Annotated in this window: 23 protein-coding genes; 9 read left to right on the top strand and 14 right to left on the bottom strand. The window is 64.8% G+C overall.

The window, feature by feature from the left end; translation table 11 throughout:
* Window positions 1-9: 9 nt before the first annotated feature.
* From ACOJCM_RS06785 to ACOJCM_RS06755, 7 genes are all read right to left on the bottom strand, one after another.
* Window positions 10-363, bottom strand: coding sequence for a hypothetical protein (locus ACOJCM_RS06785; RefSeq protein ID WP_445211310.1), 354 nt, complete (start codon window positions 361-363; stop codon window positions 10-12).
* Between the two features lie 127 nt (window positions 364-490).
* Window positions 491-1,474: a 2-hydroxyacid dehydrogenase gene (locus tag ACOJCM_RS06780; protein WP_445211309.1), complete on the bottom strand. Its 984-nt coding sequence runs from the start codon at window positions 1,472-1,474 to the stop codon at window positions 491-493.
* Between the two features lie 26 nt (window positions 1,475-1,500).
* Window positions 1,501-2,484 (bottom strand): sugar kinase, encoded by a 984-nt coding sequence (locus ACOJCM_RS06775; protein ID WP_445211308.1) that lies wholly within the window; start codon window positions 2,482-2,484, stop codon window positions 1,501-1,503.
* On the bottom strand, window positions 2,481-3,548 hold the full coding sequence (locus ACOJCM_RS06770; RefSeq protein ID WP_445211307.1) for a LacI family DNA-binding transcriptional regulator: 1,068 nt from the start codon (window positions 3,546-3,548) through the stop codon (window positions 2,481-2,483). Before ACOJCM_RS06770 ends, ACOJCM_RS06775 begins: the two co-directional genes overlap by 4 nt.
* 167 nt (window positions 3,549-3,715) lie before the next feature.
* Window positions 3,716-4,780, bottom strand: a complete 1,065-nt coding sequence (gene fba, locus ACOJCM_RS06765) for a class II fructose-bisphosphate aldolase (RefSeq protein WP_445211306.1) — start codon at window positions 4,778-4,780, stop codon at window positions 3,716-3,718.
* 73 nt (window positions 4,781-4,853) lie between these two features.
* Entirely contained in the window at window positions 4,854-6,020 is a 1,167-nt protein-coding gene (locus tag ACOJCM_RS06760) for a phosphoglycerate kinase (RefSeq protein WP_445211305.1), read from the bottom strand.
* A gap of 37 nt (window positions 6,021-6,057) precedes the next feature.
* Window positions 6,058-7,098 carry a type I glyceraldehyde-3-phosphate dehydrogenase gene (locus tag ACOJCM_RS06755; RefSeq protein ID WP_445211304.1) on the bottom strand — a complete coding sequence of 347 codons (1,041 nt, stop codon included), beginning with the start codon at window positions 7,096-7,098 and terminating at the stop codon, window positions 6,058-6,060.
* Between the two features lie 244 nt (window positions 7,099-7,342).
* Here ACOJCM_RS06755 and ACOJCM_RS06750 point away from each other — a divergent pair, with 244 nt between their 5' ends.
* From ACOJCM_RS06750 to ACOJCM_RS06740, 3 genes are all read left to right on the top strand, one after another.
* A complete protein-coding gene (locus ACOJCM_RS06750; protein WP_445211303.1) occupies window positions 7,343-7,804 on the top strand; it encodes an Hsp20/alpha crystallin family protein in 462 nt (153 codons plus the stop codon).
* 53 nt (window positions 7,805-7,857) lie between these two features.
* A complete protein-coding gene (locus tag ACOJCM_RS06745) occupies window positions 7,858-8,247 on the top strand; it encodes an Hsp20/alpha crystallin family protein (RefSeq protein WP_445211302.1) in 390 nt (129 codons plus the stop codon).
* Window positions 8,248-8,361: 114 nt separating this feature from the next.
* On the top strand, window positions 8,362-9,414 hold the full coding sequence (locus tag ACOJCM_RS06740; protein WP_445211301.1) for a class I fructose-bisphosphate aldolase: 1,053 nt from the start codon (window positions 8,362-8,364) through the stop codon (window positions 9,412-9,414).
* Between the two features lie 80 nt (window positions 9,415-9,494).
* Here the strand turns inward: ACOJCM_RS06740 and tkt are convergent, their stop codons facing one another.
* Window positions 9,495-11,486: a transketolase gene (gene tkt, locus ACOJCM_RS06735; protein WP_445211300.1), complete on the bottom strand. Its 1,992-nt coding sequence runs from the start codon at window positions 11,484-11,486 to the stop codon at window positions 9,495-9,497.
* A 302-nt stretch (window positions 11,487-11,788) separates the two neighbouring features.
* Between tkt and metK the strand changes: the two genes are divergently transcribed.
* The 4 genes from metK (at window position 11,789) to ACOJCM_RS06715 (ending at window position 16,800) form a co-directional block, all read left to right on the top strand.
* Window positions 11,789-13,009, top strand: a complete 1,221-nt coding sequence (gene metK / locus ACOJCM_RS06730; RefSeq protein WP_445211299.1) for a methionine adenosyltransferase — start codon at window positions 11,789-11,791, stop codon at window positions 13,007-13,009.
* A gap of 104 nt (window positions 13,010-13,113) precedes the next feature.
* Complete coding sequence (gene ligB, locus ACOJCM_RS06725; protein WP_445211298.1) at window positions 13,114-14,799, top strand: NAD-dependent DNA ligase LigB; 1,686 nt, start codon at window positions 13,114-13,116, stop codon at window positions 14,797-14,799.
* 65 nt (window positions 14,800-14,864) lie between these two features.
* Window positions 14,865-16,274, top strand: coding sequence for an adenosylhomocysteinase (gene ahcY / locus ACOJCM_RS06720; RefSeq protein ID WP_445211297.1), 1,410 nt, complete (start codon window positions 14,865-14,867; stop codon window positions 16,272-16,274).
* 193 nt (window positions 16,275-16,467) lie between these two features.
* Window positions 16,468-16,800, top strand: coding sequence for a four-helix bundle copper-binding protein (locus ACOJCM_RS06715; RefSeq protein ID WP_445211296.1), 333 nt, complete (start codon window positions 16,468-16,470; stop codon window positions 16,798-16,800).
* A gap of 16 nt (window positions 16,801-16,816) precedes the next feature.
* Here the strand turns inward: ACOJCM_RS06715 and ACOJCM_RS06710 are convergent, their stop codons facing one another.
* The 5 genes from ACOJCM_RS06710 to ACOJCM_RS06690 all read right to left on the bottom strand — a co-directional run bounded on the left by ACOJCM_RS06710 (window position 16,817) and on the right by ACOJCM_RS06690 (window position 19,455).
* The gene (locus tag ACOJCM_RS06710) at window positions 16,817-17,245 is read right to left on the bottom strand and encodes a hypothetical protein (protein WP_445211295.1); all 429 of its coding nucleotides are present in this window, start codon (window positions 17,243-17,245) and stop codon (window positions 16,817-16,819) included.
* A 45-nt stretch (window positions 17,246-17,290) separates the two neighbouring features.
* Entirely contained in the window at window positions 17,291-17,641 is a 351-nt protein-coding gene (locus tag ACOJCM_RS06705; RefSeq protein ID WP_445211294.1) for a DUF6152 family protein, read from the bottom strand.
* Window positions 17,642-17,740: 99 nt separating this feature from the next.
* A complete protein-coding gene (locus tag ACOJCM_RS06700; RefSeq protein WP_445211293.1) occupies window positions 17,741-18,670 on the bottom strand; it encodes an AEC family transporter in 930 nt (309 codons plus the stop codon).
* 99 nt (window positions 18,671-18,769) lie between these two features.
* Entirely contained in the window at window positions 18,770-19,117 is a 348-nt protein-coding gene (locus tag ACOJCM_RS06695; protein WP_445211292.1) for a hypothetical protein, read from the bottom strand.
* Between the two features lie 26 nt (window positions 19,118-19,143).
* Window positions 19,144-19,455 (bottom strand): hypothetical protein, encoded by a 312-nt coding sequence (locus ACOJCM_RS06690; RefSeq protein WP_445211291.1) that lies wholly within the window; start codon window positions 19,453-19,455, stop codon window positions 19,144-19,146.
* A gap of 343 nt (window positions 19,456-19,798) precedes the next feature.
* On the opposite strand from ACOJCM_RS06690, the gene metF reads away from it, so the two are divergent.
* Both metF and sodC read left to right on the top strand, forming a co-directional pair.
* Complete coding sequence (metF, locus tag ACOJCM_RS06685; protein ID WP_445211290.1) at window positions 19,799-20,635, top strand: methylenetetrahydrofolate reductase [NAD(P)H]; 837 nt, start codon at window positions 19,799-19,801, stop codon at window positions 20,633-20,635.
* A 78-nt stretch (window positions 20,636-20,713) separates the two neighbouring features.
* Window positions 20,714-21,250 (top strand): superoxide dismutase [Cu-Zn] SodC, encoded by a 537-nt coding sequence (gene sodC / locus ACOJCM_RS06680; protein ID WP_445211289.1) that lies wholly within the window; start codon window positions 20,714-20,716, stop codon window positions 21,248-21,250.
* A gap of 70 nt (window positions 21,251-21,320) precedes the next feature.
* Here sodC and ACOJCM_RS06675 read toward each other — a convergent pair.
* Window positions 21,321-22,681 (bottom strand): IS3 family transposase gene (locus ACOJCM_RS06675; RefSeq protein WP_445211288.1). Its coding sequence is split into 2 segments (ribosomal slippage): window positions 21,321-22,225 and window positions 22,225-22,681, totalling 1,362 coding nucleotides; the frame shifts between segments, so codons are not numbered across the junction.
* Between the last annotated feature and the right edge of the window lie 86 nt (window positions 22,682-22,767).

The raw sequence follows: 22,767 nt of genomic DNA, 5'->3' as shown, positions 1-22,767 counted from the left end.
GGTGCAAGCTCAGCGACGACGGGACAGCCTTTTGGAATTGGCGCTGCTGCGGCGGTGATAGGGCGTCATGGTGCGCCGGCTGGTCACCCACCAAGGTGTCGTCTGGCCGAATGCCATCTGAAGCATGGCCTTCTGAATCTCAAAACCGGTTTCCATACCGGCCTCGAGCTTTTCGGTGACCATCCGCTGGTTCTCCTTCAACATCCGGGCGCTGGTAGGCGATTGGGTCTGCCAAAGGCCTTGGCGCATGGCGATGGTGGACATCGAGGTCGACCAGAGCTCGAAGGCCATGATGCTCAGGCGCCAGATTTCTGCCATCGGTGCCGGAGAATAGGTCATTGGAGGGGTGAAGGGGGTTAGCATCGTGACTCCTTGTCGTTGCTGGCGGCGATTCCACGCCTGCCGGTATCAAAAACCTGAGGGTATTCTTGGCCACTTGGTGCTGCATTGCAACATGAAGTGGCCGGGCATGGCGGACACGAATGGGATCTCAGCCGCGTAGCCGCCAGGCTGCCTCGTTGACCAGGCTGATGGGGCGCCTCCCGTCGAGGGCTAGCGCGATGTTGTCCACCGCGCGCTGAGCCATGGCGTCACGGGTTTCGTGGGTGGCCGAGCCGATGTGCGGCAGTGCTACCACGTTGGCCATGTGCGGCAGCGGCGATTCCGGCGACAGTGGCTCCTGCTCGAACACGTCGAGACCGGCGGCGTGTATCTCCCCGCTCTCCAGGGCGCCGATCAGCGCTGCTTCGTCGACCACCTTGCCTCGGGCAATGTTGACGAAGATCGCCGAGCGCTTCATCAAACCGAACTCGCGCTTGCCGATCAGATGGGTCGTTTCAGCCGAGAGCGGCACGGTTACGCAGACGAAGTCACTCTGTGTCAGCAGCTCATCCAGCTCGCAGCGCAAGGCGCCCAGCTCGCGCTCCAGGTCAGGCTTGGGCGAGGCGTTGGAGTAGAGCACTCGCATGCCGAAGCCCAGCGCGCCGCGACGGGCGACGGCGGCGCCGATGCGGCCGAAACCGATCATGCCCAGCGTCTTGCCGTGCACGTCGCTGCCGAACTGGGCTTCGCCTATGCTCCCCTGCCAGTCGCCGCGGCGAACGAAGTTGGCCAGTTCGATGGCACGCCTGGCGGTTGCCATGATCAGCAGGAAACCGGTATCGGCAGTGGTCTCGGTGAGCACATCGGGCGTGTTGCACAACAGAATGCCGCGCTGGGTCAGTGCTTCAACGGGGTAGTTGTCGTAGCCCACCGAGATGGTGGCGATGGCCTCCAGGTGCGGGGCTTGATCGAGCAGCTCGGGTGTGATGGCGAGACTTGAGCCGACGATGCCGTGGGCCTCGCGCAACGCTTCGCGAAAACCGGGGTCATCGGCGCTCTGCAGGGCTTCGAAGTAGTCGACGTGAAAACGCTGCCTGAGCGGGTCGAGGTGCGTGGGTTTGAGGCGGCTGTAGGCGACGATGCGTTTGGTCATTGTCTCGCTCCGGTGTGCAATGGCGGTTACGGCAAGTCTGGCAGGACGCGCTCGAGTTCGGCCAGGCGCGTGCGACTCGGCAGACCCTCCATGTCGCCCTGCACCTGCACGGCTTCGGCGCCGATCAGGTTGCCGCGGCGCGCGGCTGCCTGTGGCGAAAGGCCATCGAGCAGGGCGCTGATCACGCCCACGGCGAAACCATCCCCGGCGCCCACGGTATCCACCACCTGCTCGACCCGAAACCCGGCTACCGTGGCCTCCGTCTCGCGGCCTTCGAGTACGCCGCGGTAGTAGGCGCCCTCCGGCCCAAGCTTGAGGAACACGGCTTGGGCGCCACGCTCGAGATAGAAATCGGCGATGCCGCGAGGTGTATCGTGCCCGGTCAGCAGGCGTCCCTCGGCCAGGCCCGGCAGTACCCAGTCGGCCTGGGCTGCCATGGCATTCAGCGTTTCGCGCATCGCAGCCTCGCTGGGCCACAGACTGGGGCGAAGGTTGGGGTCGAAGGAGATGCTGGCGCCATGGAAATGGGCCTGGTCGAGCATGTGTCGGGTCAGCTCCCGGCAGCTGTCGGAGAGCGCCGGTGGAATGCCGGTGGCATGCAGGTGGCGCGCGGCGGTGAAGTCGATCTGCTCGGCATCCCCGGGTGCCATGTGACTGGCGGCGCTGCCGCGACGAAAGTATTCTACCCTGGGGTCGGCGCCACCCAGGGCGCGCTCCTTGAACACCAGGCCGGTGGCGTGTTCAGGGTCTTCGCTCAGGTAGCGGCAGTCCAGGCCCTCCGCTTCGAGCTTGTGGCGAATGTAAGTGCCGAAGCCGTCGCTGCCGACGCGGCTCAGCCAGCCGACGCGAAAACCGAGCCGGGCCAGGCCGATGGCGACGTTGGTATCGGCCCCGGCGATGCCGCGCCGGAAGCATTCCACGTCGGCCAGCGCCCCGGGGGTCTCGGCCACGAACAGGGCCATCGCTTCGCCGAAGGCAAGGATTTCCGGTGGGAGAGAGGAGTCGCTCATGGTGCCTCCTGGTCGTGATCGATGTCATGGTCTTGGGCGGGGCCCGCGGGGCAAGTCGAGCCGCGGGCATTCAGCCGGGCCGGGAACAGCGTGCGGCGGGGCGGCTGTGGGGGCGTACCGTCGTCAACTCGTGCCAGCAATTGCTGCACGGCGGCCCGGCCGATGGTCTCGGTGGGCTGGGCCAGCGTCGTGATGCCGGGGGGAACCAGCTCGCACCACGCGAGTTCGTCGATGCCGAGCAGGCCAACTTCGCCGAGGCGCACCCCGAGGGCCTGCAAGGCGCGGGTGGCGGCCAAGGTCACGTTGCCATTGGCGCAGAGCACGGCTGGACGCTCGGCCCGGGCGAGGAAATCCTGCAGGATCTCGCGTGCCGCATCCGGGGCGCATGGCCTCAGGTCGCGGCGCTCACCGTGCAGGTTCGGCTCGTCGGTCAGGCGCTGCTCGAAGCGCTGCCAGCGTTGCTGCCGTGGACTCGCCTGGCCCACCGGTTCGCTGAGAAACAGCAGGCTGCGGTAGCCCTGCTCGATCAGGTGATCGATGGCCATGTCCACGGCGAGCGCGTTGTCGAGGCCGACCACGTCCGCTTCCACTTCCTCCAGCCAGCGGTCGAGCAGGACCAGCGGCAGACCCTGTTGGGTCAGCTCCTCAAGCACATGAGCGGGGCTGCCGGCGGCATTCACCACCAATCCCTCTACCCGGTAGGAGGCAAGCAGGGCCAGGTGGGTGCGCTCTTGCACCGGGTCGTTGTCGGTGTTCGCCACCAGCAGCGAGAAGCCGTGCTCGCGGCAGGCCTGCTCGATGCCATGCATCACCGCGATCGAATAGGGGTTGCGGATGTCGGCCACCAGCATGCCGAGCAGCTTCGAACGCCCTCCCTTGAGGCCGCGGGCCATCTGGTTGGGACGGTAGCCGAGCCGGCGCGCAGCCTCTGCGATGCGCTGCTGCAGGGTTGGCGAGAGCCGCTCGCGCTCGCCGCTGAAATAGCGTGACACGCTGGTCTTCGAGGCATCGGCTTCGCGTGCCACTTCGAGAATGGTGGCGTGCCGGGTGGATCGGGCAGGCATGGGGCTTCTCTTGATGGGAACGTTCCCATCCTAGGCGCGAAACCGTGCATCGTGCAAGTGCCGTCATTCAGGCCAGGGAGGAGTGAGGGGCTGAGACAGGCCGTAATGCAGCGGGGCGGCCATGAAGGCCGCCCCGCTGATGGTTACAAGGAGCCTGCTCGCGCGGCTTACTTCACCTTGGGGTCCAACTCGCCACGGGCGTAGCGTTCGAACATCGCCTCGAGGCTGATCGGCTTGATGCGGCTGGCATTGCCGGCGGTGCCGAAGGCTTCGTAGCGGGCAATGCAGATGTCGCGCATGGCGGTCACGGTTTCCTTGAGGTACTTGCGCGGGTCGAACTCGCTGGGGTTGTTGGCCAGGAAGCGGCGTACCGCCCCGGTGGAGGCCAGGCGCAGGTCGGTGTCGATGTTGACCTTGCGCACGCCGTGCTTGATGCCCTCGACGATTTCCTCGACCGGCACGCCGTAGGTCTCGGGAATCTCGCCGCCGAACTCGTTGATGATGGCGAGCCACTCCTGCGGCACCGAGGAGGAGCCGTGCATCACCAGGTGGGTGTCGGGGATGCGCGCGTGGATCTCCTTGATGCGCTGAATCGAGAGGGTGTCGCCAGTAGGTGGCCGGGTGAACTTGTAGGCGCCGTGGCTGGTGCCGATGGCAATGGCCAGCGCGTCGACCTGGGTGGCCTTGACGAACTCGGCGGCCTCCTCCGGATCGGTCAGCAGCTGGTCGTGGGAGAGCACGCCCTCTGCGCCGATGCCGTCCTCTTCACCGGCCATGCCGGTTTCCAGACTGCCCAGGCAGCCCAGCTCACCCTCCACCGAGACGCCGCAGGCGTGGGCCATCTCGACGGTGCGGCGGGTGACGTCGACGTTGTACTCGTAGCTGGTCGGGGTCTTGCCATCCTCGCCCAGCGAGCCGTCCATCATCACCGAGGAGAAGCCGAGCTGGATCGAGCGTTGGCAGACCGCGGGAGAGGTGCCGTGGTCCTGGTGCATCACCACCGGGATGTGGGGGAACTCCTCCACGGCAGCCAGGATGAGATGGCGAAGGAACGGCGCGCCAGCGTACTTCCGCGCGCCGGCGGAGGCCTGGACGATCACCGGGGAGTCGGTTGCGTCGGCCGCTTCCATGATGGCGCGCATCTGTTCGAGGTTGTTGACGTTGAAGGCTGGAATGCCGTAGCCGCGCTCGGCGGCGTGGTCCAGCATCTGGCGCATGCTGATCAGTGCCATTGACTCACCTGTTCTCTTTCAGTCTGTCTGGGGGTGATGAAGCGCCGCCTGGCAGCGCCGGGCGGCATGGGGGTCAGCGTGCGGCGGCGTCTTCCAGGGCCTTGACGGCGGGTAGCGTCTTGCCTTCCACGTATTCGAGGAAGGCGCCCCCGCCGGTGGAGATGTAGGAGACCCGCTCCTCAATCCCGTACTTGTCGATGGCCGCCAGGGTATCGCCGCCGCCGGCGATGGAGAAGCCGTTGCTTTCGGCGATGGCTTTCGACAGCGCCTCGGTGCCCTTGCCGAACTGGTCGATTTCGAACACGCCCACCGGGCCGTTCCAGAGGATGGTGCCGGCGTCCTTGAGCAAGCCGGCCAGCCGCCCGGCCGTGTCGGGGCCGATGTCGAGGATCATCTCCTCGTCGCCTACCTGGTCGACCGGCTTGACCACCGCCTCGGCCGATTCGGAGAACTCGGTGGCCACCACCACGTCGGTGGGCAGCGGAATCTCGACCTTGGCCATCAGGGCCTTGGCCTGGTCGATCAGGTCGGCTTCATGCAGCGACTTGCCCACCTTGTGGCCCGCCGCGGCAATGAAGGTATTGGCGATGCCGCCGCCGACGATCAGCTGGTCGCACTTTTCGGAGAGCGCGTTGAGCACCTCGAGCTTGGTCGAGACCTTGGAGCCGCCGACGATGGCCACCATGGGGCGCTTGGGCGTGGCCAGCGCCTTTTCCAGCGCGTCGAGCTCGGCGGCCAGCAGCGGACCGGCGCAAGCCTGCGGGGCGAAGCGGGCCACGCCGTGGGTCGAGGCCTGGGCGCGGTGGGCGGTGCCGAAGGCGTCCATCACGTAGACGTCGCACAGCGCGGCGTACTGCTGCGAGAGGGTTTCGTCGTCCTTCTTCTCGCCGACGTTGAAGCGCACGTTCTCCAGCAGCACGATTTCGCCCTCGGCCAGGTCCTGGGCGGTGTCGAGGTACTCCTCGACCAGGCGCACCGGGCGACCGAGCAGCTCGCCCAGGCGCTCGGCCACCGGGGCCAGCGAGAACTCATCGGCCGGCTCGCCTTCCGTCGGGCGCCCGAGGTGGCTCATCAGCATCACCTTGGCGCCGCCTTCCATGGCGGCCTGGATGGTCGGCAGGCTCGCCCGCAGGCGGGCGTCGCTGGTCACCTTGCCGTGCTTGACGGGTACGTTCAGGTCCTCGCGGATCAGCACACGCTTGCCGCGCAGGTCGAGGTCGGTCATCTTGAGCACGTTCATCAGGCGTCATCCTTTCCTTGTGTGAGCGAAACCGGGGTCACCGGGGCGCCGCGGGGAGCGCCGCCATTCGCTGGGCGACGTCGAGCATGCGGTTGGCGAAGCCCCACTCGTTGTCGAACCAGCAAAGCAGCTTGATCAGGCGGTTGCCCGCGACCCGGGTCTGAGTGGCGTCAACGATACCCGAGCGGGGGTCATGGTTGAAGTCGACCGAGGCCATGGGCTCTTCGGTGTAGCCGAGCAGCCCGGCCAGGCGCCCGGTGCTCGCCTCTCGCAGCAGGGCATTGACCTCGGCGGCCGACGTGTCGCGGCGCACGCAGATCGACAAGTCCATGGCCGAGACGTTGATCGTCGGCACGCGCATGTGCAGACATTCGAAGCGCCCGGCCAGGTGCGGCATCAGGCGGTTGATGCCACGGGCCAGGCTGGTGTCGACGGGCACGATGGAGTGCATTGCCGAGCGTGTCAGGCGCAGGTCGGTCTGATGATAGGCATCGATCACCGGCTGGTCGTTCATCGCCGAGTGTACCGTGGTGGTCACGCCATGCTCGATGCCAAGCGCTTCGTCGAGCACGGTGAGCACGGGTACCAGGCAGTTGGTGGTGCACGATGCCGCCGAGACGATGCGATGCTCGGCGGCAAGCTCGCCATCGTTGATGCCGCAGACGATGGTGGTGTCGACGTCGCTCTCGGCGGGCTGGGAGAACAGCAGGCGGCCGGCGCCGGCCGCAAGGTGACGCTCGGCGGTGGCGCGATCCTTGAAGCTGCCCGAGCATTCCAGCACCAGGTCGATGCCGAGCTCGCCCCAGGGCAGGCGGGTGGGCTCCGGCTCGGTCAAGACTTCGATGGACGCGCCGTCGACGACCAGTCGTCCCGCAGCGGCTTCCACTCGTCCGGGGAAGCGCCCGTGGGTGGTGTCGTAGCGGGTCAGGTAGGCGATGGTGGCCAGGTCGGAGAGTTCGTTGATCGCCACGACTTCCAGCGCCGGTTCTTCGGCTCGGCCCGGTTGGCGCTCGCGCAGCGCCCGCAGCACGCACTGACCGATACGACCGTAACCGTTGATGGCGATACGCTGGGCCATGAGGCGGGCTCTCTTGCCGGCGGAAAGCGGCGATTCTAGCGCATTTTCGCCGCATTTGCCCACGTGACCTGCGTCTCTGCCGGTGCTGTGTGGCGTGTGAAAATCCCTGTCGAGCAAGACTTGAAAAATGTCGCAATGACCCTATAAGAAGCTGTACGGCACGGTGGGGTCTGTCCCCCCTGAATGCCGCGGTTCGGGTTGACCCGCTAGACTCAAAAGCCTGATAGCGTAGGAGGTGTTCGATATGTTCGGAGATCTCAAGCGTTTCGATACCGGAGTGTCGCCGGGAGCGGACTGGTTCCGCCAGTGGCTCGACGAAGTCTTTTCGGAAGAGGGAGCGGCGGACATCCGCTCGGTGCCGCACGGCAGCTTTCCGATGATCAATGTCGGGCGTACCGATGATGCCGTCCGCGTCTATGTCCTCGCGGCCGGCTTGACCCACGACGATCTCGAGATCAGCGTTCAGGACAACGTGCTGACCTTGAAGGGACGGCGCGACGCCCTGCCACGGGACGACGATGGCGAGAGTGTACGGCCCAGCTTCCGTCGCGAACGCTTCGACGGAGAGTTCGTGCGCACCATCGGCCTGCCCGAAGGCATCGACGTCGAGCGTGCCGAGGCGCGCTGTCACGACGGGGTGTTCGAAATCCACCTGCCCAAGCGTGAAGAGCTCAAGCCTCGTCGCATCGAGGTTCAGGCGGCCTGAGTCGCCTGACACCAAACTCGACAAGACGATCAGCACGTGAGGAGGTGATGAACATGAACGAAGTCGCTCGTCAAGAACCGCAGTCCCATGTGACCGCGCGTGAAAAGCGCAGCCTGGCCATGCGGCCACCTGTCGACATCTACGAACAGGATAATGCCCTGTACCTGGTTGCCGACATGCCCGGCGTTTCCCGGGATGGTCTTAACGTCGAGGTCGATGGCAACCTGTTGAGCATCGAGGGCGAGATTCGTATCGACATGCCCGAGGGCATTACGGCAACTTATGCCGAGGCCAAGGCCCAGCGCTTTGCTCGGCGCTTCACGCTCAGCCACGAGATCGATACCGCCGCCATCGAGGCACATTTGGAGAAAGGCGTTCTCCATTTGCGGTTGCCGAAGAAGGAGAAGCATAGAAGCCGGCGGATCGAGATCAAAGCGGCCTAGACCAAAGCGCCCTTTCCTTGTGAAAGGGCGCATCCGTTTGCAAGCGAGGGCAACGCTCGGTACGGTTTTCACTACGCTGGGAATAGCGATTCACGACACCATGGAGAGGAAGACATGACCGATATACCCCAACTACTGGGTGACGATGCCGAATACCTGCTGGATCATCGCTGCCGAGGCTTTCCCCGCGAGCAGCTGCACCTGCCGGGACCGGACTTCGTCAGCCGGGTAGTGGCCGACAGCGACCGCAGCCCGGCGGTAATGCGCAGCCTGCAGGCACTGTTCGACCATGGTCGCCTGGCCGGTACCGGCTACCTCAGCCTGCTGCCGGTGGACCAGGGCATCGAGCACTCCGCCGGCGCTTCGTTCGCGCCCAACCCGCGTTACTTCGATCCGGCCAACATCGTCGAACTGGCCATCGAGGGTGGCTGCAACGGCGTAGCCTCCACCCTGGGCGTGCTGTCGTCGGTGGCGCGGCGCTATGCGCACCGTATCCCGATGATGCTCAAGCTCAATCATAACGAGACGCTGAGCTACCCGGCGCTCTACGACCAGACCTTGTTCGCCGAGGTGGAGCAGGCCCACGACATGGGTTGCGTGGCGGTCGGCGCCACCATCTACTTCGGCTCCCCGGAGAGCCGCCGCCAGATCATGGAGATCAGCGAGGCCTTCGAGCGCGCGCATCAACTGGGCATGGCCACGGTGCTGTGGGCCTACCTGCGCAACCCTGCGTACAAGCACGAAGGCAAGGATTACCACGTGGCCGCCGATCTCACCGGCCAGGCCAACCATCTTGCCTCGACGATCAAGGCCGACATCGTCAAGCAGAAGCTGCCGGAGACCAACGGCGGCTACCAGGACATCGGCTTCGGCCATACCCATGCCAAGGTCTACAGCGAGCTGACCTCCGACCATCCCATCGACCTGGCCCGTTATCAGGTGGCGTGCTGCTACATGGGTCGTGCCGGCCTGATCAATTCCGGCGGTGGCTCCAAGGGTCACTCGGACCTGGGCGAGGCGGTGCGCACTGCAGTGATCAACAAGCGTGCCGGCGGCATGGGGCTGATCTCGGGGCGCAAGGCCTTCCAGAAGCCCATGACCGAAGGCGTCGAGCTGCTCCAGACCATTCAGGACGTCTATCTGGACAAGAGCGTGACGGTGGCCTGAGCCAATCTCGACGCGAAGCAAAACGAAAGGGCACGACCTGAAAGGTCGTGCCCTTTTTCGTGACGCTTGTGAAGGAGTCGTCAGCCCAGCAGCTCGTTGGCCTGTTCGACAACGTTTTCCTTGGTAAAGCCGAAGTACTTGAACAGGTCGCCCGCCGGCGCCGATTCGCCGAAGGTGGTCATGCCGATCACGCGACCCTCGAGGCCCACGTACTTGTACCAGTAGTCGGCGTGGCCGGCCTCGATGGCGATGCGCTTGGTGACTGCCTTGGGCAGTACCTTGTCGCGATACTCGGCATCCTGGCCGTCGAAGCGGTAGGCTGAAGGCATCGAGACCACGCGTACGGCGCGGCCCTGGCCTTCCAGCTCGGCTGCCGCCTCCATGGCCAGCGAGACCTCGGAGCCGGTGGCGATCAGAATCAGCTCAGGCATGTCCTCACTGTCCTTGAGGACGTAGGCACCGCGCTGGATTTCGGCCAGTTGCTGCTTGCTGCGCTCCTGGTGCGGCAGGTTCTGGCGTGACAGTACCAGTGCCGTGGGGCCGGAGTTGCGCTTGATCGCGGCGTCCCAGGCGGCGGCGGTCTCCACCGCGTCGCAGGGGCGCCAGGTGCAGAGATTGGGCGTGGAGCGCAGGTTGGTCAGCTGCTCGATCGGCTGGTGGGTGGGGCCGTCCTCGCCGAGGCCGATGGAGTCGTGCGTGAACACGTAGATGGCGCGTTTTCCCATCAGCGACGCCATGCGCACCGAGTTGCGCATGTACTCCATGAAGATCAAGAAGGTGGCGCCGTAGGGAATGAAGCCGCCGTGCAGCACGATGCCGTTCATGATCGCGCCCATGCCGAACTCGCGTACCCCGTAGTGCAGGTAGTTGCCACCCGGATTCTCTCGCGAGATCGGCTTGGCGCCGCTCCAGAAAGTCAGGTTGGAGGGGGCCAGGTCGGCGCTGCCGCCGAGCAGCTCGGGCAGTTGCGGGCCAAGCTCGTTGAGGCACAGCAGCGACGCCTTGCGCGTGGCCAGGGTTTCGCCCTGCTGCTGCATCTTCTCGATGAAAGCTTCGCTGGTGATTTCCGCCGGCAGCTGGCACTGGGCGCGGCGGCTGAATTCCCGGGCGAGCTCGGGGTGCTCGTCGCGGTAGCGGGCGAAGCGGCTCTGCCAGTCCTCCTGCTGCGACTTGCCTCGCTCGCGGGCGTCCCAGGCCTGGTAGATCGGCTCGGGCACGTGGAAAGGCGAGTGCGGCCAGTTGAGCTGCTTGCGCGCCGCGGCCACTTCCTCCTCGCCCAGCGGAGCGCCGTGGCTCTCCTCCTTGCCCTGCTTGTTGGGCGCACCGAAGCCGATGATGGTCTTGCAGATGATCAGGCTCGGTTTCTCCTCATGGCTGCGGGCCAGCTCGATGGCAGCCTTGATCTGCTCCGGGTCGTGGCCGTCGACGTTGGGCACCACGTGCCAGCCGTAGGCCTCGAAGCGCTTGGCGGTATCGTCGGTGAACCAGCCCTCGACCTCGCCGTCGATGGAGATGCCGTTGTCGTCGTAGAACACCGTGAGCTTGCCCAGCCCCAGGGTGCCGGCCAATGAGCACACCTCATGGGAGATGCCTTCCATCAGGCAGCCATCACCGACGAAGCAGTAGGTGTTGTGATCGACGATCGAGTGACCGGGGCGGTTGAACTGCGCCGCCAGGGTCTTTTCGGCGATGGCCATGCCCACGGCATTGGCCAGGCCCTGGCCCAGCGGCCCGGTGGTCGTCTCTACACCCGGGGCGTAGCCGAACTCAGGGTGACCGGCGGTCTTGGAGTGCAGCTGGCGGAAGTTGCGCAGTTGCTCGAGCTCCAGCTCATAGCCGGTCAGGTGCAGCAGGGAGTAGAGCAGCATCGAGCCGTGGCCGTTGGACAGTACGAAACGATCGCGGTCGGGCCATTTGGGGTCATTGGGGTTGTGCTTGAGGTAGTCGTTCCACAGCACTTCGGCGATGTCGGCCATGCCCATCGGAGCGCCGGGATGGCCGGACTTGGCCTGCTGTACGGCATCCATGGACAGGGCGCGAATGGCATTGGCCAGTTCGAATCGGGACGGCATTTGGGTTAGCTCCTCGCCTGCGGCAGAATGGGGCAAGTCATCGGCGGCCTGCCGGGCCGGCCGGTAGTGTTCTGGCTGGGCGCCGCAGGAAGGTACGGCGCGGTCGAATTCGGCCGCCTATTGTCGCCGACTTGCCGCCGAGCATCAAATGACGGGTGCCTCCCCGGGTGGCGCCATGTAAACTCGGTCTCCATGGCGCTGTGTGCCCGCCGGGCGAAAGCCGGGAGCATGCAGCTCGAAGGCCGTCATTCCGGTTCGATGGCACCGCTGCGCTTTGCCGATATACAAAAGGGTCGACACGCATGAGCGAATACTCCCTGTTCACCTCCGAATCCGTCTCCGAGGGACATCCGGACAAGATTGCCGATCAGATTTCCGATGCGGTGCTGGACGCCATCATCGCCCGCGACAAACACGCCCGGGTGGCTTGCGAGACGCTGGTCAAGACCGGTGTGGCCATCGTCGCCGGCGAGATCACCACCTCCGCCTGGGTTGACCTGGAGGAGCTGGTGCGCGAGGTGATCATCGATATCGGCTATACCTCATCGGAGGTCGGGTTCGACGGCGAGACCTGCGGGGTGCTCAACCTGATCGGCAAGCAGAGCGTGGACATCGCCCAAGGGGTCGACCGCAGCAAGCCGGAAGACCAGGGCGCTGGCGATCAGGGCCTGATGTTCGGTTACGCCACCAACGAGACCGACTCGTTCATGCCGGCGCCGATCCACTACGCCCACCGCCTGGTGGAACGCCAGGCCGAGCTGCGCAAGCATGGGCTATTGCCGTGGCTGCGTCCCGATGCCAAGAGTCAGATCACCTTCCGCTACGATGCGGCGGGGAAGCCCTGCGGCGTCGAGGCGGTGGTGCTGTCGACCCAGCATGCGCCGGAGATCGACCAGGAGGAGCTGCGGCGGATGGTCAAGCGCGAGATCATCGAGGAGGTGATCCCTGCCGAATGGCTCTCCGAGTCGACGCAGTTTCACATCAACCCCACCGGGAAGTTCGTCATCGGCGGCCCGGTAGGCGACTGTGGCCTCACCGGGCGCAAGATCATCGTCGATACCTACGGCGGCATGGCGCGCCACGGCGGCGGGGCCTTCTCCGGCAAGGACCCCTCCAAGGTCGACCGCAGTGCCGCCTACGCCGGGCGCTACGTGGCCAAGAATGTCGTCGCCGCAGGGCTCGCCGACAAGTGCGAGATTCAGGTGTCGTATGCCATCGGCGTGGCCGAGCCCACCTCGGTAGCGATCAATACCTTCGGCACCGGCAAGGTGGACGAGGCGCGCATCATCGAGCTGGTACGCGAGCACTTCGACCTGCGCCCCTTCGCCATCACCCGAATGCTCGATCTGCTCCATCCCATGTACCAGCTCACCGCGGCCTACGGTCACTTCGGCCGCGAGCCCTTCGAAACCCGCTATCGCTGGAAGGACAACAAGGGCGAGGAGCACACCGAGACCTTCACCGCCTTCCCCTGGGAGCGTATCGACCGCGCCGCCGCGCTGCGCCAGGCCGCCGGCTTGTAGGTTTCCTTGTAAGCCCAGGCTGACAGCAACTGACAGGCCCCGCCGACAGCGTCGCGCGGGGCCTGTTGCTATGGTAGGAGCCTTTTTCTGGTGAGGCTACCGCTATGCTTCAGCGTCTTGTCGCCGGCCTGTTCTGCCTGGTTGGCGTGTGGCTGCCCCTGGCTGCCTATTCGCACGCACCCTGTCCGGCGGTGCCGGCACCCGATGCGGTGGCGGCACTGGTCGAGCGCCTTGCGGAGTGGGACGACGCCTACTATCGGCAGGGCGAATCCATCGTCAGCGATGACGTCTACGACCAGGCCAGGGCACGGCTCGAGAGTTGGCGGCGCTGTCATCCCGGGCGGGTGCCTCCGGCGCCGGTGCCAAGCCACCCGAGTGGCGACCTCGGCCACCCGGTGCGCCACACGGGGCTCGAGAAGCTACCCGACGCGGCAGCGGTGGGACGCTGGCTATCGCGCCGCGACGATGTCTGGATCCAGCCCAAGATAGATGGTGTCGCGGTAACCCTGGTCTACGCACAGGGCGAGCTCAAGCATGCCATCAGCCGAGGCGATGGCGTGACGGGACAGGACTGGACCGAACGAGTGAAGCGCCTCCCGGCAGTGCCGTCTCGTCTGCCCAGGGTGCAGGACGCCGTGCTACAGGGGGAGCTTTACCTGCGCAGCGCGGCTCACGTGCAGGCCGAGAGGGGAGATGACGGGGCACGGGCCCGCGTGATCGGGCTGTTGGCTCGCGACGCCCTGAGCGATGCCGAGGCCGATGAAGTGGGGGTCTTCATCTGGGAATGGCCGGACGGCCCCGCCACGATGGCGGCGCGGCTGGAAGGCCTGACGGCGCTGGGCTTCGTCGACACGGCTGCCTTCACTCACCCCGTCGACGACTTGGCAAGCATCGAGCAGTGGCGCGACACCTGGTTTCGGAGCCCGCTGCCTTTCGCCACCGACGGCGTCGTGCTGCGCCAGGCCTCGCGGCCACTCGGCGATAAGTGGCAAGCCGAACCGCCAACCTGGGCCATCGCCTGGAAGCACCTGCCTCGAGAGGCGCTGGCCGAGGTTCGCGGCGTCGAGTTCCGCATCGGCCGTACCGGTCGCATCACCCCGCTGCTGCATCTCTATCCGGTAGCGCTGGAGGGGCGTACGATCCGCCGCGTCAGTCTGGGTACCCTGGCCCGGTGGCGGGCATTGGACGTCAGGCCCGGGGATCGTGTCGTGGTTGCCCTGGCAGGGCTGACCATCCCTCGGCTTGAGGGGGTGGCCTGGCGCAACCCCGAGAGAGCGATGCTGACAGTGCCCGATGTCGAGGCCTACCACGCATTGAGCTGCTTGCGCGCCACGCCGGGCTGCGAGGGGCAGTTCCTCGAGCGTCTGGCGTGGCTCTCCGGCCCCGAGGCCCTTGCCCTGTCCGGAGTGGGGGAGGGCACCTGGCGAGCGCTGGTCGAGGCCGGCCTGGTGACGACGCTGCTCGACTGGATGGCGCTGGACGAGCGCATGCTTCAGCGAGCCCACGGTATCGGCGAAACTCGCGCCCGGGTACTGGCGGCGACATTCGATTCGGCGCGGGCGGCCCCCTTTTCGCGCTGGCTGCAAGCGTTGGGGGTACCGCCGGGGGTCGAGACTGCCCTGCCGGCAGACTGGGCGGCATTGGCTAGGTATGAGAGCCGCGACTGGGCGTCGCTGGACGGACTGGGCGCCGAGCGTGCCGCGGCGCTGACCGCGTTCTTCGCTCATCCTGAAGTTCGCCGCCTGGCGGCACGGCTCGCCAGTTACGGGGTGATGGGCTTCGGCGGTTGATTGTCGCCTCCGGCGATCCCAGCCTATAGTAGGTGTCACCGTTTTCCGCTCGAGAGAGGTGACGCATGAACCAGCCCGCCGTTTCCGCCCCGACCGCACAGGACTTCAAGGTCGCCGACATCAGCCTGGCCGACTGGGGACGGCGCGAGATCCGCATCGCCGAGACCGAGATGCCGGCGCTGATGAAGATCCGCGCCAAGTACCGCGACGAGCAGCCGCTCGCGGGGGCGCGCATCGCCGGCTGTATCCACATGACCATCCAGACGGCGGTGCTGATCGAGACGCTGATCGACCTGGGGGCCTCGGTGCGCTGGTCGTCGTGCAACATCTTCTCGACCCAGGACCATGCCGCTGCCGCCATCGCTGCCGCCGGGATTCCCGTGTTCGCCTGGAAGGGCGAAACGGAAGAGGAGTTCTGGTGGTGCATCGAGCAGACCGTGGAGGGCCCCGATGGCTGGACGCCCAACATGGTGCTCGACGACGGCGGCGATCTCACCGCGCTGCTCCACGACAAGCGTCCCGAGCTGCTCGAGGCCATTCACGGCATTTCCGAGGAAACCACCACCGGCGTGCACCGCCTGCAGGAGATGCTTCGCGACAGCACGCTCAGGGTGCCGGCAATCAACGTCAACGACGCCGTGACCAAGTCAAAGAACGACAACAAGTACGGCTGCCGCCATTCGCTCAACGACGCTATCAAGCGCGGCCTCGACCATCTGTTGGCGGGCAAGCAGTCGCTGGTGATGGGCTACGGCGACGTGGGCAAGGGCTCGGCGGCCTCGCTGCGCCAGGAGGGCATGATCGTCAAGGTCGCCGAGATCGACCCCATCTGCGCCATGCAGGCGTGCATGGATGGCTATGAAGTGGTCTCGCCCTACGTCGACGGCGTCAACCGTGGCAAGGAGAGCGTCAATCGCGAACTGCTCTCTCGCATCGATCTGGTGGTGACCTGCACCGGGAACATCGAGGCCTGCGATGCCGCCATGCTCGAGGCACTCAAGCCCGGTGCGGTGGTATGCAACATCGGTCACTTCGACAACGAGATCGACACCGCCTTCATGCGCCGCCATTGGCACTGGGAGGAGGTCAAGCCGCAGGTGCACAAGGTCTACCGCGACAGCACGCCAGGCGACTACGATCCCGCCAGCCGCGATTACCTGCTACTGCTCTCCGAGGGCCGCCTGGTCAACCTGGGCAACGCTACCGGCCACCCGTCACGGGTCATGGACGGCTCCTTCGCCAACCAGGTACTGGCACAGATCCATCTTTACCAGCAGCGCTTCGCCGACTTGCCGCCGGCCGAGAAGGAGGGGGGGCTGGCCGTCACCGTGCTGCCGCGCCATCTCGACGAGGAAGTGGCCCGCTATATGGTCGAAGGTTTCGGCGGAGTGCTCACGCAGATGACGGAGCAACAGGCGGAGTACACCGGGGTGCCCGTCGAAGGGCCCTTCAAACCGGACGCCTATCGCTACTGAAGACGCGGATCTTCATTCGGTTGCGCGATGGGACGCCGCCCACCGGGCGGCGTCTTGCCGTGATGTGTGTGACGTTATGTAGGTTTGCTTGTGAGGGAGGGCGGCCTTGGCTAGCTTTCCCTTTACTCGCAGGCGTCGCTCCTCCCCGCTGCGGCTCCTTCGGGTCACCAATGGATGACGAGGAGAGCGAGAGATGGATTTTGGCCACTTCAAATCGTGTATCGAAGCCTGTCATGTCTGTGCGGCCTACTGCGACCGCTGTGCCGTCTCCTGCCTGCAGGAAGACGACGTCAAGATGATGGCGGATTGCATCCGCCTGGACATGCAGTGTGCGCAAATCTGCCGCCTGGCGGCCTCCTTCATGGCGCAGAACAGCGAATACGCCAATCAGCTGTGCCGCCTGTGCGCCGACATCTGCAAGGCCTGCGGCGATGAATGCGCCAAGCACGAGGCCGACCATTGCCAGGAGTGCGCCCAGGCGTGCCATCGTTGCGCCGAGGCCTGTATCGCCATGGCATCGCATTGAGTTCGGTGCAACGCCTTCAGCCATCGACGAAAGCGAGAAAGCGCCCGGCGATCAGCACCGCTGGCCACAGCAACAGCGACAGGGCGCCAGCCCAGCGCAAGCGCCGGGGTGTGGCGCCCGCTAGCCCTGGCCCCAGGTTGAGCAGTGCGGCGTTGGCAACGGCCAGGCCGATCAATGCCAGCTTGAGGCGGAACAGTCCCATCCCGACGTAGCCGTCAGGGTCGGCAAGGAACAGCATTCCCCCCGTTGTCATGGCCAGTACCAGCCCGCAAACGGCCACTGTCTGCAGCAGCTGGCCCAGTGCCTGCAGTGGCAGGCGCTGGCGCCAGCCCAACAAGCGCAGGTCGAGCGATACGATGGCCCCGATCAGCAACGCGATGCCCAGCACGTGCAGGGCGTTGATGGCCGCATAGCCCCAGCGTGAAATTCGCACCCAGTCAGCCAAGGCGGTTCCGGCAAGCCACGCCAGCAGCGCTTCCACGATGCGCGGTCAGATCCGCCCGGGATAGAGCGCGTAGTGCTCGTCGCCGATCCACAACTGCTCCGCCTTCAGCAAATGCTCGCCGGCATGTTCGCCGGAGACGCGCACTTCGACCCCTTCGGCCAGGTCACCCTCCTCCAGGCCGGCACGTTCGTTGCGCCAGGGCTGGCCGACCTCCACCGTCCACGCCTCGCCATCCACGTCCAGCTGCACTTCGCCATGAGGGTTGCCCAGCCTGACCTGAGTGATGGTGCCTTCAATTTCGATGGTCTCGCCGCCGACCCAGCCGTGGTGCGCCTGGGCCGGTGCGAGGAGAAGCAGCAGGACGATGGCCAATGGCCACTTCGCTTGGCGGTGCATGATCGTCTCCTCCAGATGCATTTTCCTTCAGGCTAGCCCCGCCACCATCGGCTGCAAGGACGACGCGACATGCGTTGGAGCCAGGGGCACTGGCAAGGCTTACAGCCCGGCCAGCCGCATCAGCAGCGGCAGGTAGGCGGGGATCAGCAGTGGTGCGGCCAGCGTGGTGATCAGCACCGCCAAGGCGCCTTTCTCGGGCTTGATGCCGAGTTCCATGGCGACCACGACAACATTGGCGGCCATCGGCACCACGCCGAGCAGCAGCAGGGCCATCGCCAGCTCGGCGGGGAGCGGCAGCCAGGCTTTAAGCAATAGCACGAGAGCTAGGGCCAGCAGGGGCCATAGGCCGTAGCGCACCGCCACACAGCCGACCAGGAAGCGCAGGTCGACCTCTCGGAACGTGACTCGGCCCAGCGTCATGCCGATGATCATCATGCCCAGCAGCGTATAGGTGGCGGGGAAGACCGCCAGGCCGTCTGCCAGCGCGGCGGGCAGTGTCAGGCCGAGCCCGCTGGCCAATAGCGCTGCGAGAAAGGCGTAGAGCAGGGGCAGCCGCGCTATCTTGGCGAGGCTTTGCTGCACCGAAAATTGGCCGCGCGCGCTGAGGTAGAAGCCAACCGTGAACTCGTAAAGCGTCACGCCGAGCATACAGAACAGGTACAGCGTCACGCCCTCGGGCGGCAACAGGATCATGGCGATCGGCAAGCCGAAGTAGCCGGTGTTCCCGGTGCCGGAGGAGAAGGCCAGTACGGCACTCTCCTGCGGCGACAGGAAACGCTTCGCCAACGGATTGATCGTGGCGGCGACGAGGCTTGCCAGCAGGAACAGGGCCAGGGTCAGCAGCAGGTAGTAGGGCGTGGGGCCGCCCAGCATCAGGCCACGAAAGAAGGTGACAGGGGCGATGAGATAGATTAGCAAGGTCGCGATGGGGCGAGGATCGATGGCCAAGCGTCGGGCAGCCACCCAGCCCAGCCCGACGAAGGCCAGCAATGTCCACAGCGGGGCGAGGAGAGCGCTTGGGTCGATCATCGTCTTTTGTCAGTCCCTTGGCGAAAGACGATATGATGCCTGGCTCTGACTGCAGAGTCAGCTGGCTAGCGGCCCGCGCGGCGTAACGGCTCGCTGGGATCAGCCGTCGCGGCGAGTCGATTTCGCTTTTTCAGCCTTGTCGTCGATGTTTTCCTTGTGCGCGCTCTTGTCGCGGGTTACCTGAGCGCCTCCCACGGGCGTCACGTCCCGACTCCGTGTATCGATACCCGGCTTCTTGGCGTTGTGCTTCTGATCGTCGATGTTGGCATCGGGACGATAGACGCCGTCTTGGGCGGGTGAGTCACGGCCTCCCTTGTGACCCGCGGACGAATCGTCGGGTATGTCGCGCTCGGTCAGCCGGCGCGCTCCCTCGCGCAGCTCCTCGCGATCTTCCTTGGGCACCTGCGTACTTTGCGTTTCGTTCCGGTCTGGACGTGATCTTTCCATGCGACTCTCCTCGTCTCGGCTTGGTGTCAGTTACCCTTGCCTTCATCGCCCATGGTGAACGAGGGCGGGTCGCTGGCCGGGAAGCTCTCGGCGCTTGCCTCGTCCAGGTCGCGATCCTCCTGCTGTGCCCCGGCCTCGGAGGGGGTGATCTCGGTGTAGCCCGGTTCCAGCATCCAGCGATTGTCGCGGTAGGCGATCAGCTGTTTCGGGACCCAGAATCGACTCCCCGTCTCGGTGATGATGCCCACCTTCTCGACATCGCTCACATCAGCGACCTTGCCGACCTGCTTGCCTTCGTCATCGAAGACGGCAGTGCCGGTGATGAGTTCATGTGTCATGGCGACCTCCTCGTCCGGTTGTTGCGCTCGGCAGGTTCCATTGCCGGGCTGTGATGATTCATCTTCAGCGTCGTCCTCGCGCGGCCACAGGTCAATGTGACCGAAGCGAAATTTTGTTAGCGAAGTTTGACGAACGGCGGCCTGGCTTATCCAGAGATAGGCGGACTCTAGGTCAGTGGGTTTTCACGACGTCTGTGGATGACTGGAGTTCATGTAGCGGTGTGAAACTTTTCATTGGTCATGGGTTCGGCGGGGCGGCAGAATGCCCGATATCCACAAAACAGACTCGATAAGCTGCCGACCCGGCAGCATGGTATCGATGGCACTGAATTGAGAGGCTTCCATGAGCACGTCGTATCCGCTGGGCATCAGTTTCGAATTCTTCCCCCCCAACACCGAGTTGGGGCGCGAGAAACTGGTCGGCGTGCGTGACGCACTGGCAGAACGGAAACCGCGATTTTTTTCCGTCACGTACGGAGCGGGAGGCTCGACCCAAGGGCGCACCCTCAGCACGGTCAGGACCGTGCGCGAAGCGGGCATCACTACCGCACCGCATCTGTCCTGCATCGGCAGCGAGAAGGCGCCACTGCGCGATCTGCTCGCTCAGTATCGTGAAGAGGGGATCGACAGCCTCGTCGCCCTGCGCGGTGATCTTCCCTCGGGCATGGGCGGCATCGGCGAGTTGCGCTATGCCAACGAGCTGGTGGAGTTCATTCGCGAAGAAACCGGCGACTATTTCGAGATCGCTGTGGCGGCCTACCCCGAGTCTCACCCCCAGGCGCCGAGCTTCGAGCGTGACCTCGAGAACTTTGCGCGCAAGATGAAGGCCGGCGCCAATTTCGCTATCACGCAATATTTCTTTTCGGCCGATGCCTACTTCCATTTCGTCGAGCGTGCGCGTCGCCTCGGCGTCGAAGCGCCCATCGTCCCCGGCATCATGCCGATCGCGAACTACACCAAATTGGCCCGTTTTTCTGACGCCTGCGGAGCCGAGATTCCTCGCTGGATGCGCAAGCAGCTCGAGGCCTATGGCGATGACAGCGAGGCCATTGCCGACTTCGGCACCGAAGTGGTATCGCGGCTATGTCAGCGCCTGCTCGATGGCGGCGCGCCGGGCCTGCATTTCTATACCCTCAACCAGGCCGGCCCCTGCCTGCGAATTCTCGACCATCTCGCCTGATATCCCCTTGGCGCCGGTGCGCAACTGCGTCTAGCCTGATTCTGCATGTCCATGGAACCAGGAACAGGAGGACACCAGATGCGCCATGCAACACTGACGGGAGTTGCCGCCGCCTCCCTGCTGCTTGCCGCCGGGATGGCCCAGGCCCAGGAAAGTCACGAGGTCGAGATGAGCTGGGTGAGCAGTGACGGGGTCGAGGATTCCATCGGTACCATCTCGCTCGAGGATACCGATCACGGCCTGCTGCTCACCCCCGACCTGCGCGAGATGCCGCCCGGCGTCTACGGCTTCCACGTCCACGAGAACGCCAGCTGCGAACCGGGCGAGAACGACGAGGGGGAAATGATTGGCGCCGGCGAGGCGGGCAGCCACTATGACCCCGAAGATACCGGCAGCCACGAGGGACCCTACGGTGACGGCCATCTGGGCGACCTGCCGGTGTTGGTCGTCAACGAGGATGGCGAGGCGAGCCTCCCCGTGTTGGCGCCGCGCCTGAGCCTCGAGGACGTGCAGGACCGCAGCCTGATGATTCACGAGGGCGGCGACACCTACTCCGACGAGCCCGAACTCGGTGGCGGTGGCAACCGCATGGCCTGCGGCGTCGTTGAATCCTGAGGGAGCGCGACCGAACCGTAACGAAAGGGCCCTGCCATTTGAACTGACCCCCATTAGTTGGACGGTTCATTCAGCCAGTGCTCAAGGCCTGAGTCCTGTATTGTACGGGGCTCAGGCCTTTTAGTTTCAGCTTGATGCGTTCATGGTTGTAGTAATGGATGTACTGGTCGAGCCCTTGCTGCAACTGCTCGATGGTGTCGAACCGGTTCAGGTGGAAATACTCGGCCTTCAGGGTGCCGAAGAAGCTCTCCATGGCGGCATTGTCCAGGCAGTTGCCTTTGCGTGACATGCTTTGGGTCAACGCCTGCTCTGCCAACAGGGCACGATAGGCGGGATGCTGGTAATGCCATCCCTGATCGGAATGCAGCAATGGCCGGTCCGAGTGCTTCAAGCAGGCAAAGGCCTGCTGAAGCATCTGCTTCACTAGCGAGAGTACAGGACGCCTGCTGGTCTGATAGGCCACGATCTCGCCGTTGTAGAGATCCATGATGGGCGACAGATACAGCTTCTGCCCGTCAACGTTGAATTCCGTGATGTCAGTGACCCACTTCTTATTCGGACAAGATGCCCGAAACTGCCGGTCGAGCACATTGGGAGCCACATGGCCCACTGCCCCTCGGTAGGCGCGATACCGCTTTGGACGTACCAAGGACTTCAAGCCCAGCTGTTGCATCAAGCGCTGAACGACCTTGTGGTTGATCACTTCACCTGCCTGCCGCAGGACAGCAGTGATGCGGCGATAGCCGTAGCGCCCCTTGTGGCGGTCGTAGACCACCCGGATACGCGCCTTCAGGGGCGCGTATGGATCGTCGATGCCCAGGGCCTTGAGCTGGTAGTAGAACGTGCTGCGAGGTAGCTTTGCTGCACGCAGCAGCAGAGCCAGCGAATGCTCGTGCCTTAACCCTTGGACGACTTGGGCTTTCTGCCCTGCGTTGTCGCCCGCTTCTCTCGGATCAAGGCATCGAGCTTTTTTAGGTAGGCGTTCTCCGCTCGCAGATACGCCAACTCTTCGAGCAATTCTTCATGAGAGCGCTCTTCATCAGGTGGGGGTGGTGGAGAGGGCGGCTTCTTGGTCATCGGGCGGCGTCCCTTGCGCTTTGGCTCTAATGCGGTCAGACCACCACTATGGTACTGATGCTCCCATCTGCCAATGGCGCCGCGCTCGCGAATATCGAACAGGGTCTCCGTCTGTTGCCGTGACAAGCCATCTCGCCACATCCTCTCAAGGACCTCCAGCTTGAAAGCCGCACTGCGGTGCGTGAACTTCTTGCGCAGCCCCATCGCGCCATGCTGACGGTAGTTGTCCCGCCATTTCCTTACCAGGGAGTAGGCCAGGCCATGCTGGCGAGCCACCTCGCTCAAGCTAGTGTCTTCGTGCAAAGCCTGCTGTGCCACCAGCAGCTTGAACCTCTCGTCGTATCGCTTCCTCATAGAAACACCCCGAAGGTTGGAGTGGGTGTCCAACTTTCGGGGTGCAGTTCACATTGCGGCAGGGCCCTTTGCTTTGACGCGTGCGC

The organism is Billgrantia hypersalina (assembly GCF_052584175.1).
The sequence above is the reverse complement of the archived record's forward strand: the minus strand, read 5'-3'. Positions and strand labels throughout refer to the sequence as shown.

Bases quoted from the DNA above. Each gene is read 5' to 3' on its own strand.
- ACOJCM_RS06745 (WP_445211302.1), top strand. From the start codon at position 7,858: ATGAACGAAGTCGCTCGTCAAGAACCGCAGTCCCATGTGACCGCGCGT.
- ahcY (WP_445211297.1), top strand. From the start codon at position 14,865: ATGAACCAGCCCGCCGTTTCCGCCCCGACCGCACAGGACTTCAAGGTC.
- ACOJCM_RS06780 (WP_445211309.1), bottom strand. From the start codon at position 1,474: ATGACCAAACGCATCGTCGCCTACAGCCGCCTCAAACCCACGCACCTC.
- ACOJCM_RS06695 (WP_445211292.1), bottom strand. From the start codon at position 19,117: ATGGAAAGATCACGTCCAGACCGGAACGAAACGCAAAGTACGCAGGTG.
- ligB (WP_445211298.1), top strand. From the start codon at position 13,114: ATGCTTCAGCGTCTTGTCGCCGGCCTGTTCTGCCTGGTTGGCGTGTGG.
- metF (WP_445211290.1), top strand. From the start codon at position 19,799: ATGAGCACGTCGTATCCGCTGGGCATCAGTTTCGAATTCTTCCCCCCC.
- tkt (WP_445211300.1), bottom strand. From the start codon at position 11,486: ATGCCGTCCCGATTCGAACTGGCCAATGCCATTCGCGCCCTGTCCATG.
- ACOJCM_RS06690 (WP_445211291.1), bottom strand. From the start codon at position 19,455: ATGACACATGAACTCATCACCGGCACTGCCGTCTTCGATGACGAAGGC.
- ACOJCM_RS06760 (WP_445211305.1), bottom strand. From the start codon at position 6,020: ATGAACGTGCTCAAGATGACCGACCTCGACCTGCGCGGCAAGCGTGTG.
- ACOJCM_RS06775 (WP_445211308.1), bottom strand. From the start codon at position 2,484: ATGAGCGACTCCTCTCTCCCACCGGAAATCCTTGCCTTCGGCGAAGCG.
- ACOJCM_RS06755 (WP_445211304.1), bottom strand. From the start codon at position 7,098: ATGGCCCAGCGTATCGCCATCAACGGTTACGGTCGTATCGGTCAGTGC.
- fba (WP_445211306.1), bottom strand. From the start codon at position 4,780: ATGGCACTGATCAGCATGCGCCAGATGCTGGACCACGCCGCCGAGCGC.
- ACOJCM_RS06700 (WP_445211293.1), bottom strand. From the start codon at position 18,670: ATGATCGACCCAAGCGCTCTCCTCGCCCCGCTGTGGACATTGCTGGCC.
- ACOJCM_RS06750 (WP_445211303.1), top strand. From the start codon at position 7,343: ATGTTCGGAGATCTCAAGCGTTTCGATACCGGAGTGTCGCCGGGAGCG.
- metK (WP_445211299.1), top strand. From the start codon at position 11,789: ATGAGCGAATACTCCCTGTTCACCTCCGAATCCGTCTCCGAGGGACAT.
- ACOJCM_RS06785 (WP_445211310.1), bottom strand. From the start codon at position 363: ATGCTAACCCCCTTCACCCCTCCAATGACCTATTCTCCGGCACCGATG.
- ACOJCM_RS06705 (WP_445211294.1), bottom strand. From the start codon at position 17,641: ATGCACCGCCAAGCGAAGTGGCCATTGGCCATCGTCCTGCTGCTTCTC.
- ACOJCM_RS06770 (WP_445211307.1), bottom strand. From the start codon at position 3,548: ATGCCTGCCCGATCCACCCGGCACGCCACCATTCTCGAAGTGGCACGC.
- ACOJCM_RS06715 (WP_445211296.1), top strand. From the start codon at position 16,468: ATGGATTTTGGCCACTTCAAATCGTGTATCGAAGCCTGTCATGTCTGT.
- ACOJCM_RS06740 (WP_445211301.1), top strand. From the start codon at position 8,362: ATGACCGATATACCCCAACTACTGGGTGACGATGCCGAATACCTGCTG.
- sodC (WP_445211289.1), top strand. From the start codon at position 20,714: ATGCGCCATGCAACACTGACGGGAGTTGCCGCCGCCTCCCTGCTGCTT.